Below are 15,058 nucleotides of genomic sequence, written 5' to 3'. Positions count from 1 at the left end.
GGATGTGCGGCAAGCAGCGCAACGCGCTGCGGCCGTGCGCGGTGCCGGCAGGAGGTAGGCCACCCCCGGCGGCGCCAACCCACCGACGCATCCTCTCCGACGCAGCGCCGGCGCCAACCCACCGACGTCTCTCCGACGCAGCGCCGGCGACCAACCCTCAACGTCAAAAGTTAGAACGCGCTAATTCCCGTCAAAGCCCGGCCCACCGTCAGCTGATGAACCGTCTCCGTGCCTTCATAAGTGATGACACTTTCCAAATTCAAAGCGTGCCGAATCGGCGAATACTCAACACTGATTCCCGCCCCACCAAGAATGTCGCGAGCATCGCGAGCGACTTCGATGGCCGCGCGAGCGTTATGCCACTTGGCAACAGAAACTTGAGTAGGCTGCATGATGCCTTGATCTTTCAACCGACCCAGCTGCAAAGACAGCATTTGAGAAGTAGTAATCTTCCGCGCCATCTCAGCTAAACGAATCTGCACAGACTGAGTCGACGCCAGCGACTTACCAAACAAAATCCGAGTCTTGGAATATTCGATGACGTCTTTCAAGCAAGCCTGAGCAGCACCAGTGACGCCCCAAGCGATGCCATAGCGCGCCTGAGTCAAACACGACAGCGGGCCTTTCAAACCAACCACGCCAGGCAGCACGTTTTCATCCGGCACCACGACGTTGTCAAAGAACAAGCTGCCCGTCAGCGACGCACGCAAGCTCATCTTGTGTTTGATGGTAGCCGTGGTGAAGCCTTTAAAGGATTTCTCGACCAGGAAGCCACGAATGCCTTCGTCGGTGCGAGCCCAGACGATGGCGACATCGGCGATGGGCGCGTTGGTGATCCACATCTTGGCGCCGTTCAGCACCCAGTCCTTACCCTGGCGCTTGGCATGCGTCTTCATGTTGGCGGGATCCGAACCGCCGTGCGGTTCAGTCAAACCGAAGCAGGCGATGGTCTCGCCAGTGGCCATGCTCGGCAGCCAGCGTTGTTTCTGTTCCTCGCTGCCGAACGCATAGATCGGATACATACACAGGCTGGACTGCACCGACACGAAACTACGCAAGCCCGAGTCGCCGCGCTCCAGTTCCTGGCAGATCAAACCGTAGGACACTGCATTCAGGCCGGCGCAGCCGTAGCCATGAATGGAACTGCCCAGCAGACCGAGCTCGGCCACGCCGGTGACCAGCTCACGCGGGAAACGTTCGTGTTCGAAGCAGTCGCCGATGATGGGAATGACTTGCTCGTCGACGAATTTCGCCACCGAATCCTGCACCAGTCGCTCTTCGTCATTGAGCATGGCGCGGACGTTGTACAGATCGACGGGATCGAGTTCGGCGGCCGCGGACGGTGCTGCTTTGGGACTGGCTGACATGTGGGCTCTCCTGATCGGCCGGCATGATAGCGCAGCCGGCCGGCGGTCACTTGGTGCGCACTTCGTTAGCGGTGGTGTCCTGGCCGCAGCCGCCAGCCAAGCCTACAATTCTTGTCGGTAGCAGGCGGACGGCGTAGCGTAGTTGAGCAAAGGGGGCATCGATGCGCACCGTAGAACAATGGTTGGACGAGTACGGCGAGAGTCACCGCCATCCCACCAACAAAACGTTGCACTGGATTTGCGTGCCCATCATCGTGATCAGTTTGATCGGGCTGTTGTGGTCGCTGCCCACGCCGCAGCGCTGGCAAGAAATCTCGCCGCTGTTGAACTGGGGTTCGCTGTTTCTGTTCGCGAGTGTTTTGTATTACCTCGCCATGTCATGGTCGCTGGCAGTGGGCATGGCGGTGTTCGTCGGCGTGGTGATGCTGTCCATCGTCGGTTTGCAGAATCTGCCGTGGCCGTTGTGGAGCGTTTGTGTGGCGTTGTTTGCGGTGGCCTGGATCGGCCAATTCATCGGCCATCATTACGAAGGGCGGCGACCGTCGTTTTTCAAAGACATTCAGTTTCTGATGATCGGTCCGCTATGGTTGCTGAGCTTCATCTATCGCAAACTGCGAATCCCTTACTAGTTTCGCAACGCCTCGGCGGCGCATAGTGACGCGCGATTTTTTGAGCGCAAGAGGAAACCCCATGGTCCATCGTTTTTCCAAACTCGCCGGTGTCGGCATCGTCGTGTCCTGCTTGCTCGCAGGCTGCAGCACGGTCAATCCGTACACACGCGAGTCGCAAACCAGTAAGGCTGCCAAAGGTGCGGGCATCGGTGCCGCGGCCGGCGCAGTCGTGGGTTTGCTGACGAAAGGCGACAAGTTGCAGAACGCGCTGATCGGCGCGGGTGTGGGCGCTCTCGCCGGCGGCGGCGTGGGTTACTACATGGATGTTCAGGAAGCCAAGTTGCGGCAGAAGCTCGAAGGCACCGGCGTGAGCGTCACGCGAGTCGGCGACAACATCACGTTGAACATGCCGAGCAGCATCACGTTCGCAACCAACAGTGCGGATTTGAATGCGGGCTTCTACAACGCACTCGGCGGCGTGGCGATGGTGCTGAAGGAATACAACAAGACCGTCATCGAAGTGGCCGGTCATACCGACAGCACCGGCAGCGATCAATACAACCAGCAACTATCGCAGCGTCGCGCTGCGTCGGTGGCGACGTATTTGACCGGGCAGGGCATCAGTGGCCAGCGGTTGCTCACCGTCGGCGCCGGTGAAGCACACCCGGTCGCGTCGAACGACTCAGAAGCCGGTCGCGCGCAGAATCGTCGAGTGGAAATGACGATCGTGCCGATTACGAAGGGCTGAGAATAACGCAGCAGTTGGTTATTTTTTGACGTTGCTCGCCGGCTCGGACAAGGCGGTGCTCCCCGCAGGGGAGCAATCTGTGGCGGCGTTGTAAGAAAAAGGGCCGGCTCTTACGAGTCGGCCCTTTTGTTTACAGGGTCCATAAACCTAAGTCAGTCCCTTCGTTTATGCGGCCTCGGCCACCAGGCCGCGCAGTTTCTTGATCGCATTCGCCTCGATCTGGCGAATACGCTCCGCAGACACGCCGTACTTATCGGCGAGTTCGTGCAGGGTCGATTTCTCTTCCTGCATCCAACGGCTGCGCAGAATGTGCTGACTACGATCGTCCAGCGTTTCCAACGCCTGCGACAAACGTTCCGCAGTGTCCTCGTCCCACTGTTCGCGTTCCACGGCCACCGACGGATCGGCTTCCGGGTGCTGCAAGTAGGCCGACGGCGAGTACGAACCATCCTCTTCATCCGCATCCGGAGCCGGATCGAAGGACAGATCGCGCGAGCTCAAGCGCTGTTCCATGTCGGTGACTTCGGCAGTGGTCACGCCGAGGTCGCTGGCAATGGCCTTGGTCTCCGCATCGTTCAACCAGCCCAGGTTCTTCTTGAACTTGCGCAGGTTGAAGAACAGCTTGCGCTGCGACTTGGTGGTGGCGATCTTCACCAGCCGCCAGTTACGCAACACGTACTCGTGGATCTCGGCACGAATCCAGTGCACCGCGAAGGACACCAGACGCACACCGACATCCGGATCGAAACGCTTCACCGCCTTCATCAGGCCGACATTGCCTTCCTGAATCAGGTCGCCGACGGGCAGCCCATAGCCGCTGTAACCGCGGGCGATGTGAACCACAAAACGCAGGTGCGACAGCACCAGTTTACGAGCGGCATCGAGGTCCTCCTCGTTGCGCAGGCGGCGAGCCAGGTCCAGCTCCTCCTCCCGGGTCAACACAGGAATGCGCGATACGCGATCGATGTACGAATCGAGGCTGCCGACCGGGCCAGCCAACATCAAGTAGGGGCTGGGCTGACCGGCAAGTTCAGTGCTTGAACGAACAAGCGCAGTTGTCATGTCGAAGATTCCCCTCCAGGCAAGTGGGCAGAAGTTTAGCAATCGCCATGTTGGAGTGCTAAGTCGTCTTGAAAGTTCCGGCGGCGGCCCCAGGTTCCGACCGGATTACGCTTAGCTAAATGATTGATATCCCTGAGGTCTTTTCACCTCGCCCCGGCCCGTGAAAGTCAGTCACGAATGCCGTGACTGAGTGCGGCCAATTGGATCAGCGACTCGGGCATCCTGCCACTCGCGCTGTGAGCGCTTGGGGAAAAGGCGCGACTTTTCCCGTGCGCTCGCCGCCGATGGCGGCGGGTACATCCCTGTACCTAGGGTGGCACCAGTCGGTTTCGGTGGCGGCTTCTAGGTGGGTTCGATGGCGCGGAGGTGGCGGGACGCCGCCAGGTAAGACCCCAGCCAGCCCAGCACCACGCCGCTGCCCAGCAGGATCAGGGTGGCTCTGGGGTCCAGGCCGCCCAGCTGGAAGGCGCTGCCATACAGACCGGCCAGGCGGCCGATGGGTTCGCGCAGGATGCCGATGACGGCGAGGGTGATGATCCAGGCGGTGACGCCACCGCCCAGGCCGTACCAGATGCCGTTGTACAGGAACGGCCGGCGCACGAAGGCGTCGCTGCCGCCGACCAGTTTGGTGACCTCGATTTCGGCGCGCCGATTCTGGATGTCCAGGCGGATGGTATTGCCGACGATGACCATGACGCCCAACGCCAGCAAGGCGGCGGCAACCACCAGGCCACGGCGCACGGTGTCGAGGATGGCGTTGAGCCGATTTACCCAGGCGGTATCCAGCTGCACGACTTCGATCGACGGCATGGCGCGCAGATCGGCGGCCAGGCTGTCGAGATTGGCGCTGGTCGAAAATTCAGCGGCCGGCGTAATCACCAAGGTGTGCGGCAAAGGGTTTTCGTTGAGCGCGTCGATGGCTGCGCCAAACCCGGAGTCGCGACGGAAGCCTTTCAACGCGTCGGCGGACGTGATCAGTTGCACCTCGCTGACATCGCGTCGTTGGCGAACACGATCGGCGGTTCGACTCGCTTCTTCAGCCGAAGTCGGGCGCTTGAGAAACACCGTCAACTCGACCGCGCGATTCCAATTGCCCGTCGCCGTCTGCGCGTTGCTGATGAGCAAGTGCAGACATGCAGGCAATGCGAGCGCGATACCGATGACCAGCACCGTCAGCAGCGTCGCGAGCTTATGTTGCGACAGACGGCCCAGCGAGCCGATGGAAGTTTGCGCGTGTCGCGTCAGCCAGGCGCTCATCGCAGCGCTCCTTCCGCACCGGTGATGAGTTTGGCCGGGTCGACCAGTTTTTCACCGGCACTGATACCGGCGGGAATGTCGTCCATCACGCGACCGCTTTCCAGGCGCACCCGGCGCACCGGGAAATGCTCCAGCAAATACAGATCATGACTGGCGACCAGCACCGTGACGCCGACTTCGCTGAAGCGGCGGAAAATGTTCATCACTTCCACCGACAGCTCCGGATCCAGGTTGCCGGTGGGTTCGTCGGCAATCAGCACTGGCGGCTTGCTGACGACGGCACGCGCGATACCGACGCGTTGCTGTTCGCCTGTCGACAATTCCAGCGGCACGCTTTGTTCGCGGCCGAGCAGGCCGACTTGATCCAACGCGGCGCGCACCCGCTTACCGATTTCTTTGGTGCCGATGCCGGCGATGATCAACGGCAATGCCACGTTGTCGAAGATGGTGCGATCGTGCAGCAGCTTATGGTCTTGAAACACCATGCCGATCTGGCGCCGGAACGCCGGTATTTTGGAACGCGACACGCCGTTCACGTTCTGGCCGTTGACGATCACCTGACCGCGCGTCGGCCGCTCGATCAACGAGATCAGTTTCAACAGGCTCGATTTGCCGGCGCCGGAATGGCCGGTAAGAAACACGATCTCGCCGCTGACGATCTCCAGAGTGAGATCGCTGAGCGCCTCGCGGCCATTGGGATATCGTTTGAAGACGTGATCGAAGCGAATCATGCAGTCGCGTTAATCCCTCTTGAGCAACGCATCGACGAAAGCCGCCGCATCGAAACCAACGAAGTCTTCGACGCTTTCGCCGACGCCCAGATAACGGATGGGTAATTTTAATTCGCTGGCGATGGCGAACACGATCCCGCCCTTGGCGGTGCCGTCCAGCTTGGTGAGCACCACGCCGGTCACGCCCATCGCTTCATTGAACAGCTTGGCTTGTTGAAGGGCATTCTGGCCTTGGCTGGCGTCCAGCACCAACAACACTTCGTGAGGTGCGGTGGCGTCGAGACGGCCGATCACGCGCTTCACTTTTTTCAACTCGTCCATCAAATTCGACTGCGTGTGCAAGCGGCCGGCGGTGTCGGCGATCAGCACGTCAAACTTGCGCGCCTGCGCGGACTGCAAGGCGTCGAAAGCAACGGCGGCAGGATCGGCGCCGGTGGCTTGTGCGACCACAGGTACGTCGTTGCGTTGACCCCAAACCTGCAACTGCTCCACGGCAGCGGCGCGAAAGGTGTCGCCGGCGGCCAGCATCACTTTCATGTCGGCTGCTTTGATGATGCGCGCGAGCTTGCCGATGGTGGTGGTCTTGCCGGCGCCGTTGACGCCGACCACCAGCACCACGAACGGAATGTGCTTGCTGTCGATGACCATCTGTCCGGCCACCGGCCGGACGATCTCCATGAGCTGTTCGCGCAATGCTTCGAGCAATGCATTCAGATCGGCCAGCTCGTTGCGCGCCACTTTCTTACGCAGCGCCGCCAGAATTCTTTCCGTGGTGTCCACGCCCACGTCGGCGGTGATCAGGCGCATCTCCAGCTCGTCGAGCACGTGCTCGTCGATCTTGCCGCCGGGAATCAGGTTGGCGAGGTCGTAGGTGAGCCACGAGTCGCCCTTGTTCAACTTGGCGCGCAGGCGCTGGAACATGCCGGCCTGCGGAGCCTCGGCGGCGGCGGGCGGGGGAGCGGCGGGTGGCTTGTTCTTGAAACCGAACATTCGTGCGCTTGGGAGCTGGGGTCTCGCGATGGGGCGCGCAATTCTAACAGCAACGACGGCGCTCACCGGCGGTATCATCCGCCGCGCGCATGGCCAGAGCCCCCAGCAATCGCCGCCCCGTCGGCAAATCCCCCGCCCGGAACGGCACCGCGCCGAACCGCCTGCGGATCGTGGGTGGACGCTGGCGCGGCCGGCAGATCGACTTTCCCGCCATCGATGCGATCCGGCCGTCGCCCGATCGGGTGCGCGAGACATTGTTCAACTGGTTACAGCCGCACATCGTCGGCGCTCGCTGCTTGGACTTGTTCACCGGCAGCGGCGCTCTGGGGATCGAGGCGCTGTCGCGTGGCGCGTCGGCGGTCACATTCGTAGACCGCGAGCCGCAAGTCGGCCGCCATCTGACCCAGACCTTGGAGCGACTCGGCGCCACCGGCGCTACCGTCAAAATCGAAGACGCGGTCCGTTTCCTGGAGCGACCGGCCCAGCCGTTCGATGTGGTGTTCCTGGATCCGCCGTTCGCGTCGACGTTGTTGGCAAGCGTGTTCGCCAGCCTGGCGCGCGGTTGGCTGGCGCCGAACGCGCATATTTATGTCGAGTGCCCGGCGGATATCCCGCTGCCACCGCTGTCAGTCGGCTGGACCGTGCATCGTTCCAAGCAAGCCGGTCAGGTCGGCTATCATCTGTTGCGCGCAACGACTGCTCATTCCGCTGAAGAGGTTTTGCCATGACCGGCGCCATGTATCCCGGCACCTTCGATCCGATCACCAACGGCCACTACGACCTGGTGCGTCGAGCCGCCGGCATTTTCGATCGAGTGGTGGTGGCGGTGGCAGCCAATCCGGGCAAGGCGCCGCTGTTCACGCTGGAAGAACGCGTCGAGCTGGCGCGCGAAGTATTGCTGGGCATTCCCAACGTCGAGATCACCGGTTACTCGGGCCTCACGGTCGAGTTCGCTCGGCAACACGGACTGAACGTGGTGGTGCGCGGGTTGCGAGCGGTGTCGGATTTCGAATTCGAATTTCAGCTCGCCACCATGAGCCGACATCTGTCGGATAAGGTGGATTACGTGTTCTTGACGCCCACCGAACAGTTCAATTTTATTTCCTCGACCTTGGTGCGTGAAATCGCCAGCCTCGGCGGCAACGTCGCGCAGTTCGTGCATCCCAAAGTGGAAGCCGCTTTACAACGAGCCTGGGCGAAGCGACGCGCACAGGACTAGCGCGCTTGCCTCAGTCTCGGCTCCGGCCCGAGAAAAAAGAAAAATCCACAGCGGCATCCCGTCAGCGATGCAAGCGTCACTTCTGGCATTGCGGACAAAAGTAAGTCGATCTTTGTCCTTGCACCAAATGTTTGATCGGTGTCTTACACACTCGACACGGATCTTTGGTGCGCTCGTACACATATAACTTCTGTCTGAAGTAACCCGGCATGCCCTCCGGGTTGATGTAATCGCGCAGCGTCGTGCCGCCCTCGCGAATCGCATCGCTCAGCACTGCTTTGATGGATTTCACCAGCGCATCGAACTCGGGCCGCTTCAGTCGACCCGCAGACCGGCGCGGGCGCACGCCGGCGCGGAACAGTGCTTCGCTCGCATAAATGTTTCCAACGCCGACCACGACCTGGCCGTTCATGATGAGCTGCTTGATCGCGACGCTGCGACCCTTCGCGGCCCGCGCCAGATACTCGCCATGGAACTCGTCAGAAAGCGGCTCGGGTGCCAGCGACTTGAGTAACTTGTGTTGTAACGGATCGCCGTCGGTCCACAACAAACTGCCGAACCGTCTCGGGTCGTTGAAGCGCAGGCATAGGCCGGTATCCATCACGATATCGACGTGGTCGTGCATGGACGGCGGTGTCGCGCTGGGCAGCACGCGCAGGCTGCCCGACATGCCGAGGTGCAGGATCATGCTGCCGCGTTCCAAGTCGAACACCAGATACTTGGCCCGCCGTCGCAGCTGAACCACCCGCTGGCCGGCCGCAAGTTCAGGCAATTGCTTGGGCACGCGCCAGCGGAGCCGCGGTTCGCGCACGATGACTTTAGCGATGCCGTGTCCGACGACCGAGGACTCGATGCCGCGACGGGTGGTTTCTACTTCAGGAAGTTCAGGCATGACAGCTCAGATTGCAGCCCCAATGCAGTTCAGGTCATTGAAAGCCGGCGATTTACCATCACAGTAAGCAACGCCGGGCACGCACCGCTTAAGGGAACGGCTCATTTGTGGGGGCTTTCAGGCTCCGTTATAGTCGGCCGGCCAGCATTTTTCCTTATCCTATAAGCTTTGCGGCCTTTGCAGGGGCACCCGTGAACCTAGATTTTCTATACGGCGTCTTCAACCTCAGTTTCTGGGGTTATGTGCTGGTGACCTTCGTGTTCATCCAGATCACGTTCATGGGCGTGACCTTGTATCTGCACCGGGATGCCACGCATCGCAGCCTGGATCTGCACCCGGCGCTACGCCACTTCTTCCGCTTCTGGCTGTGGATGACCTCGGGCATCGTCACCAAAGAATGGGTGGCCGTGCATCGTAAACACCACGCTCGTTGCGAGACTGCCGAAGACCCGCACAGCCCGGTGATCGTCGGTTTGAAGAAGGTGTTGTTGGAAGGCGCCGAGCTGTATCAGGCCGCGGCCCGCGATCCGGAAGTGACGGAGAAGTTCGGTCGCGGCACGCCCGATGACTGGATGGAACGCAACGTCTACATGAAGTATCGCAACATGGGCATCGTGTTGCTGATCGTGGTGGACCTGGTGCTGTTCGGCATTCCCGGCATCATCATCATGTCGGCGCAGCTGATGGCCAATCCGCTGCTGGCGGCCGGCGTGGTCAACGGCATCGGCCATTACTACGGTTATCGCAATTTCGAATGCGCCGATGCGGCTCGCAACGTCGTGCCCTGGGGCTTGCTGCTGGCCGGCGAGGAACTGCACAACAATCACCATGCCTTCCCCAGCTCGGCCAAGTTCTCGGTGCAGCGCTGGGAGGTCGATATCGGTTGGTTCTACATCCGCATCTTCAAAGCGCTGGGGTTGGCTCGCGTGTTACGGACTGCGCCGGAGCCGGCGAAGGTCGCGCCGCGCGTGCAGATCGATCTGGAGAATGTGCGTGCCGTGATTGTGAATCGCATGCATGTGCTGCGTGATTACACTCGCCACGTGACGTTGCCGGTGTTCAAAGAAGAGCTGCAGTTGGCCGGCGGTGCGTTGAGCCGTCGCGTGCGCAAGCTGCTGGTTCGCGAACCGGCGTTGCTGGATGTGAATGCGAAGTCGCGCTTGAGCGAGGTGCTTGCGGCCAATCAAACGCTCAAGACCGTCCACGAATTCCGCGAACGCCTGGCGGTGATGTGGAGCGGCGCGCACATGAGCAACGACAAGCTGATCCAGCACCTGCACGACCTGATCGCGCAAGCTGAAGCCAGCCGCATCAAAGTGCTGCAGGACTTCGCCAACACCCTGCGCAGCTACGCCATGCAGCCGCAGCCGGCTTGACCTGGCTGCATCGCCAGCCCAAGTCGTCAAGCAAGAGCCCGCCGTAAGGCGGGCTTTTTATTTGGGGCTCAAAAGCAAAAGGCCCACCGGAGGTGGGCCTTTGACAAACCTTCAGCAAAGCGGCCCGCCGCCAGCGGGCAAGCATGCTTACTTGATCTTGGCTTCCTTGTAGGCCACGTGCTTGCGGGCCTTCGGGTCGAACTTGCGCACTTCCATCTTATCCGGATGCAGGCGCTTGTTCTTGGTGGTGGTGTAGTAGTGGCCGGTGCCGGCCGTAGATACGAGCTTGATCTTTTCGCGCATGGCTTAGCTCCTATCCAGTTAAACCGCGACGCCCTTGGCGCGCAGTTCGGCAACGACAGTCTCGATGCCTTTCTTTTCGATGGTGCGCAGGCCGCGGGTCGAAACGCGCAGGCTGACGAACTTGCGCTCGCTCTCCACCCAGAAACGCTGCACGTGCAGGTTGGGCAGGAAGCGGCGACGACGCCGGTTGTTGGCGTGCGAAACGGTGTTACCAGTCATCGGACCTTTGCCGGTGACCTGACAGACTCTGGACATGGCGGATTTCCTAATCTAAGGCCGGCCGAGCGCCAAACAGGCGGACCGAGGGCCCAAAAACGAGTCGCGCTTTATACCAGCCGGCGCAGCCTTAGGGAAGCCATCGAGAGCGCGAAAATGCTCGAAAGCCGCTTTCCTACAGCAGACCTCGCTCCGCAAATGACTCACACACCCCGTCGCCGACCACCAAATGGTCCAGGACGCGGATGTCCACCAGCGCCAGCGCGTCTTTGAGCCGCACCGTGATCTGGCGGTCCTGGGGGCTGGGTTCGGCGATTCCCGACGGGTGATTGTGGACCAGGATCAGCGCCGACGCGTTCCGGGACAACGCCAGTTTCACCACTTCACGAGGATGCACGATGGCCTCGTCGATGGTGCCGCGGAACACCTCCTCGAACCCCAGCACTCGATAACGGCTGTCCAGCCACAGGCAGCAAAACACCTCGTAAGTCAGATCCCGGAGCCGGATTTGCACGAATTCGCGCGTGGCGCGCGGATTTTGCAGGACCGAGCCCACCGACATCAGCTCCTGATAATGGCGACGGGTCAGTTCCAGCGCGGCTTGCAGGATCGAGTACCGGGCCTTGCCGAAACCACGGGTCTTACAAACGCGCGTCCGGTCCGCAGTCAGAAAGGCGCGCAGCGAGCCGAACTCGGCCAATACGTCTCGGGCCAGGTCCAATGCACTCCGGCCGCGAATGCCGGCGCCGAGCAGAATGGCCAGCAACTCGGCCTCACTTAGCGAACCGGCCCCGGCCTTGAGCAATTTTTCCCGAGGCCGATCGCCCTCCGGCCAGTCGCGGATCGCCATTTCTTGACTCCTGTCAGCATCGCCCGAACACCGCCGAGGGCCCTAGCGTGGCGTCGGCAAGGGGCCGGCTTTGCGTGCAAATGGCCGATAACTGCCACGAAATACACCCCTTTGAGTCATCAAGTTGCGCTAGGCGGATCGCTGCACTGCCATTCCTCCGCGGAATGCCGGTATGCGCCCGCGAGGTTTGCCGGGCCCCCGGGTGCGCCCCATAATCAGGTCCATGAGCTCGCAGCCTCGCAAAATTCTTCTGGGTGTCACGGGCGGCATCGCGGCCTACAAAAGCCCGGATCTAGTGCGCCGTTTTACGGAACAGGGCGCCGAGGTCCAGGTGGTGATGTCGCGCGGCGCTCAGCAATTCGTCACTGCGCTGACGTTTCAGGCCGTGTCGGGCCGACCGGTGCGCGACGACTTGTGGGACGAGAGCAGCGAAGCGGCCATGGGCCATATCGAGTTGGCGCGTTGGGCCGATGAAATCGTGATTGCGCCGGCCACCGCCGATTTCCTGGCCAAACTCACTCATGGCTTTGCCGAAGACTTGTTGACGACCTTGTGTCTGGCGACCACTGCGCCGATCACGGTGGCGCCGGCGATGAATCGTCAGATGTGGGCCAACCCGGCCACGCAAGCCAACGTTCGTATTTTGAAAGAGCGCGGCGTGCGAGTGCTCGGTCCGGCAAGCGGCGAGCAAGCGTGCGGCGAAGTCGGTGTGGGGCGCATGCTCGAGCCGACGCAGATCGCTGCTGAAGTTTTCACCGTGCGCGGCGGCGCCGGTCCGTTGCAAGGATTGAAGGTCGTGGTCACCGCCGGCCCGACGCGCGAAAAGATCGATCCGGTGCGCTTCATCAGTAATCGCAGCTCCGGCAAGATGGGTTACGCAGTCGCTGAAGCCGCTCGCGAAGCCGGTGCTGATGTGGTGTTGGTCAGCGGTCCGGTGCAGATTCCGACGCCGCGAGGGGTCGATCGCGTCGATGTGGAAAGCGCCGAACAAATGTTGAGCGCGGTTCAGAGCAGCGTGGTCGGTGCCGATATCTTCATTGCGGCGGCCGCAGTTTCGGACTATCGCTGTCGAGAGATCGCCTGCGAAAAGATCAAAAAGACCAGCGACACATTGAATCTGGCGTTGGCTCGAGCGCCCGATGTGCTCGCCACTGTTTCTCGCGGTGACACGCGTCCGTTCCTGGTCGGGTTCGCCGCCGAGACCGAGCACGTCGAACGTAACGCGCTCAGCAAGCTCACCAACAAGAATCTGGACATGATTGCCGCCAACCAGGTCGGCGACGGTCTGGCGTTCGACAAGGACGACAATGCGCTCACGGTTTACTGGCAAGGCGGTAAACAGGAGCTGACCATGACCAGCAAGAGCGCACTGGCGCGGCAGTTGGTCGAGTTGATCGCGCAGCGCTATCGCGCGCGCGGCACTCAGCAAAACGAAACACAAACTTCCAATCCCACGCCGATATCCGCCGCTCATGCCCGCTGATGGAACCTCCGCCGGCACGCGCCGGCGCCTGCAGATTCGTGTGCTCGATGCTCGCATCGGCACCGACTATCCCTTGCCTCAATACGCGACGGAGGGTTCGGCGGGAGTCGACCTGCGCGCCCTCATCGATGCGCCGCTGGAATTGAAGCCCGGCGATACCCAGCTGATTCCGTCGGGCATCGCGATTTATTTACAGGATCCCAATTACGCCGCAATCGTGTTGCCGCGTTCGGGGCTGGGTCACAAGCACGGCATCGTGTTGGGCAATCTGGTCGGGCTGATCGATTCGGACTACCAGGGCCAGATCTTCGTGTCGTGTTGGAATCGCGGCCAGAGCACTTTCACCATTCAACCCGGCGAACGGATCGCGCAACTGGTGGTGGTGCCGGTGGTACAGGTCGAGTTCGACGTGGTGAATGAGTTCGCCGCGACCGAGCGCGGTGCCGGCGGCTTCGGCAGCTCGGGCCGAGGCTGACAGCCGCCTAGCGAATCCCTTTCAGTTCTTTGAAGCGCTTGATGTCGGCGCTGAAGCTCGACTTCACATCGGCCTGCTCGGCGCGGTTCTTGTTCAGCGCTTCCTGGTAGACGCGCAGACTGTTCACAGTGTTGACCATCTCTTCGGCCAGATGGTCCGGCACCGGGCCGGCGCCCGGCTTTTCGCTGTAAGGCTTGAAGCGCGCTACCTGGCCTTCCAGTCGGCTTTGGCGCTCCAGCATGTTGGCGATGGTTTGCTCGGTCACGCGGTTCTGCGCCACCAGCATTTCGAGACGCTGATCGCGCAGTCGCTCGATGTCTTCCACGCCCAAGTAGGTTTCCAACAGCATGCGGTCGCGCTGTTCGCGTTCCTGCTTCAGTCGACGCTCTTTGTTTTCGAGGACCTCTCGCGAGATGCGAGCGGCGCGCGATTTATCGCCTTCGATGACTCGCAGGATCATGCCGTTGGCGTTCAGCACTTCGGTGTCCTGGCCGTTGCAGCCGAACGGCATGCTGTCGCCGTACAGTTGTTGACCCTTACTGTCCTTGCAACGGTAGTAGGCCTCGCGGCTGTTGTCGGTCTGCTGCGCGGCGAACCCTGCTCCCGATGCGAGTGTCGCAGCAAGCATCGTCAGTGTGCGGATCCCACGCATCGGTGTGTAATTTTCCCCTGAACCAGTGGTTATTGTGCCGTAGGGCGCAGTTGGGTCAACTCTCGACAGTTTTGGTCACATCCGAGCGGCGCTGTGCGCTGGCCGAAAGCGACCTGACGACTCAGCCGACCACGCCGTATTGATCGCGATAACGCTCGATTGCCGCCAGTTGTGCCGCATCTTTGGCCTGCCGCAAGTACTCGATCAGATCGCCCAGCTGCACGATGCTGGTAACGGGTAGCTGCAATGTCTGTTCCACTTCCTGAACCGCCGACAATTGGCCTTGGCCGCGCTCCTGGCGATCCAGCGCCAGGATGACTCCAACGGGTTCCGCACCGGCCCCGCGAATGATGTCGATGGCCTCGCGGATCGCAGTTCCCGCCGTAATCACGTCATCGACGATCAGCACCCGGCCGCGCAATGGCGCGCCGACGATATTGCCGCCTTCACCGTGGGTCTTGGCTTCTTTGCGATTGAATGCCCAGGGCACGTCGCGGCCATGCTGGTCGGCCAGTGCCACTGCCGTGCTGGCCACCAGCGGAATGCCCTTATAAGCGGGGCCGAACAGCACATCGAATTCGAGGTTGGCGCTTTGAATGGTTTGCGCATAGGCCCGGCCCAGTTCGGCCAGCGCCCGGCCCGAATTGAACAAACCGGAATTGAAAAAATACGGACTGAGCCGGCCGGACTTGAGCTTGAACTCGCCAAAACGCAGTACGCCCAGCTGCAAACACAGATCGATGAAGGAACGCATGTAATGACGCTGTGTGAAGACCCGCGGCGATGGTAGTCGATTTGCACGCACCTTCCGATATGGATTCGGCCC

At 61.2% G+C, this 15,058-nt stretch carries 18 protein-coding genes; 7 read left to right on the top strand and 11 right to left on the bottom strand.

From position 1 onward, the window contains the following. Positions 1–170: 170 nt before the first annotated feature. Positions 171–1,367: an acyl-CoA dehydrogenase family protein gene (locus tag JNL55_RS18610; protein WP_293856960.1), complete on the bottom strand. Its 1,197-nt coding sequence runs from the start codon at positions 1,365–1,367 to the stop codon at positions 171–173. A 161-nt stretch (positions 1,368–1,528) separates the two neighbouring features. On the opposite strand from JNL55_RS18610, the gene JNL55_RS18605 reads away from it, so the two are divergent. Beyond that, entirely contained in the window at positions 1,529–1,996 is a 468-nt protein-coding gene (locus JNL55_RS18605) for a DUF962 domain-containing protein (RefSeq protein ID WP_293856957.1), read from the top strand. Between the two features lie 61 nt (positions 1,997–2,057). Next, positions 2,058–2,726 carry an OmpA family protein gene (locus JNL55_RS18600; RefSeq protein WP_293856954.1) on the top strand — a complete coding sequence of 223 codons (669 nt, stop codon included), beginning with the start codon at positions 2,058–2,060 and terminating at the stop codon, positions 2,724–2,726. A gap of 165 nt (positions 2,727–2,891) precedes the next feature. Here the strand turns inward: JNL55_RS18600 and rpoH are convergent, their stop codons facing one another. From rpoH to ftsY, 4 genes are all read right to left on the bottom strand, one after another. Next, positions 2,892–3,728 (bottom strand): RNA polymerase sigma factor RpoH, encoded by an 837-nt coding sequence (gene rpoH / locus JNL55_RS18595; protein WP_415923107.1) that lies wholly within the window; start codon positions 3,726–3,728, stop codon positions 2,892–2,894. A 402-nt stretch (positions 3,729–4,130) separates the two neighbouring features. After that, a complete protein-coding gene (ftsX, locus tag JNL55_RS18590) occupies positions 4,131–5,045 on the bottom strand; it encodes a permease-like cell division protein FtsX (protein ID WP_293856948.1) in 915 nt (304 codons plus the stop codon). After that, entirely contained in the window at positions 5,042–5,776 is a 735-nt protein-coding gene (ftsE, locus tag JNL55_RS18585) for a cell division ATP-binding protein FtsE (protein ID WP_293856945.1), read from the bottom strand. Before ftsE ends, ftsX begins: the two co-directional genes overlap by 4 nt. Positions 5,777–5,785: 9 nt before the next feature. Next, entirely contained in the window at positions 5,786–6,766 is a 981-nt protein-coding gene (gene ftsY / locus JNL55_RS18580) for a signal recognition particle-docking protein FtsY (protein WP_293856942.1), read from the bottom strand. Between the two features lie 89 nt (positions 6,767–6,855). On the opposite strand from ftsY, the gene rsmD reads away from it, so the two are divergent. Next, positions 6,856–7,494 carry a 16S rRNA (guanine(966)-N(2))-methyltransferase RsmD gene (rsmD, locus tag JNL55_RS18575; protein WP_293856939.1) on the top strand — a complete coding sequence of 213 codons (639 nt, stop codon included), beginning with the start codon at positions 6,856–6,858 and terminating at the stop codon, positions 7,492–7,494. Beyond that, positions 7,491–7,985, top strand: coding sequence for a pantetheine-phosphate adenylyltransferase (gene coaD, locus JNL55_RS18570; protein ID WP_293856936.1), 495 nt, complete (start codon positions 7,491–7,493; stop codon positions 7,983–7,985). The genes rsmD and coaD overlap by 4 nt, the downstream gene beginning before the upstream one ends. Before the next feature lie 76 nt (positions 7,986–8,061). Here coaD and mutM read toward each other — a convergent pair whose 3' ends face one another. After that, positions 8,062–8,877 carry a bifunctional DNA-formamidopyrimidine glycosylase/DNA-(apurinic or apyrimidinic site) lyase gene (gene mutM, locus JNL55_RS18565; RefSeq protein WP_293856933.1) on the bottom strand — a complete coding sequence of 272 codons (816 nt, stop codon included), beginning with the start codon at positions 8,875–8,877 and terminating at the stop codon, positions 8,062–8,064. A 191-nt stretch (positions 8,878–9,068) separates the two neighbouring features. Here mutM and JNL55_RS18560 point away from each other — a divergent pair, with 191 nt between their 5' ends. Beyond that, complete coding sequence (locus JNL55_RS18560) at positions 9,069–10,253, top strand: fatty acid desaturase (RefSeq protein ID WP_293856930.1); 1,185 nt, start codon at positions 9,069–9,071, stop codon at positions 10,251–10,253. Between the two features lie 147 nt (positions 10,254–10,400). On the opposite strand, the gene rpmG is transcribed toward JNL55_RS18560, so the two are convergent. The 3 genes from rpmG to radC form a co-directional block, all read right to left on the bottom strand. Then, positions 10,401–10,556 carry a 50S ribosomal protein L33 gene (gene rpmG / locus JNL55_RS18555; RefSeq protein WP_129641833.1) on the bottom strand — a complete coding sequence of 52 codons (156 nt, stop codon included), beginning with the start codon at positions 10,554–10,556 and terminating at the stop codon, positions 10,401–10,403. A gap of 18 nt (positions 10,557–10,574) precedes the next feature. Continuing rightward, entirely contained in the window at positions 10,575–10,811 is a 237-nt protein-coding gene (rpmB, locus tag JNL55_RS18550) for a 50S ribosomal protein L28 (RefSeq protein WP_293856921.1), read from the bottom strand. A 136-nt stretch (positions 10,812–10,947) separates the two neighbouring features. Beyond that, complete coding sequence (radC, locus tag JNL55_RS18545) at positions 10,948–11,622, bottom strand: RadC family protein (RefSeq protein ID WP_293856918.1); 675 nt, start codon at positions 11,620–11,622, stop codon at positions 10,948–10,950. A 223-nt stretch (positions 11,623–11,845) separates the two neighbouring features. Between radC and coaBC the strand changes: the two genes are divergently transcribed. After that, positions 11,846–13,105 (top strand): bifunctional phosphopantothenoylcysteine decarboxylase/phosphopantothenate--cysteine ligase CoaBC, encoded by a 1,260-nt coding sequence (gene coaBC, locus JNL55_RS18540; protein ID WP_293856915.1) that lies wholly within the window; start codon positions 11,846–11,848, stop codon positions 13,103–13,105. Then, the gene (gene dut, locus JNL55_RS18535; protein WP_293856912.1) at positions 13,095–13,580 is read left to right on the top strand and encodes a dUTP diphosphatase; all 486 of its coding nucleotides are present in this window, start codon (positions 13,095–13,097) and stop codon (positions 13,578–13,580) included. Before coaBC ends, dut begins: the two co-directional genes overlap by 11 nt. A 7-nt stretch (positions 13,581–13,587) precedes the next feature. Here dut and JNL55_RS18530 read toward each other — a convergent pair whose 3' ends face one another. Next, positions 13,588–14,208, bottom strand: a complete 621-nt coding sequence (locus JNL55_RS18530) for a hypothetical protein (RefSeq protein ID WP_293856909.1) — start codon at positions 14,206–14,208, stop codon at positions 13,588–13,590. A gap of 145 nt (positions 14,209–14,353) precedes the next feature. Then, entirely contained in the window at positions 14,354–14,986 is a 633-nt protein-coding gene (gene pyrE / locus JNL55_RS18525) for an orotate phosphoribosyltransferase (RefSeq protein WP_293856906.1), read from the bottom strand. Positions 14,987–15,058 lie beyond the last annotated feature (72 nt).

Origin of the sequence: Steroidobacter sp. (genome assembly GCF_016790065.1) — a bacterium.
GTDB lineage: Bacteria > Pseudomonadota > Gammaproteobacteria > Steroidobacterales > Steroidobacteraceae > Steroidobacter.
The sequence above is the reverse complement of the archived record's forward strand: the minus strand, read 5'-3'. Positions and strand labels throughout refer to the sequence as shown.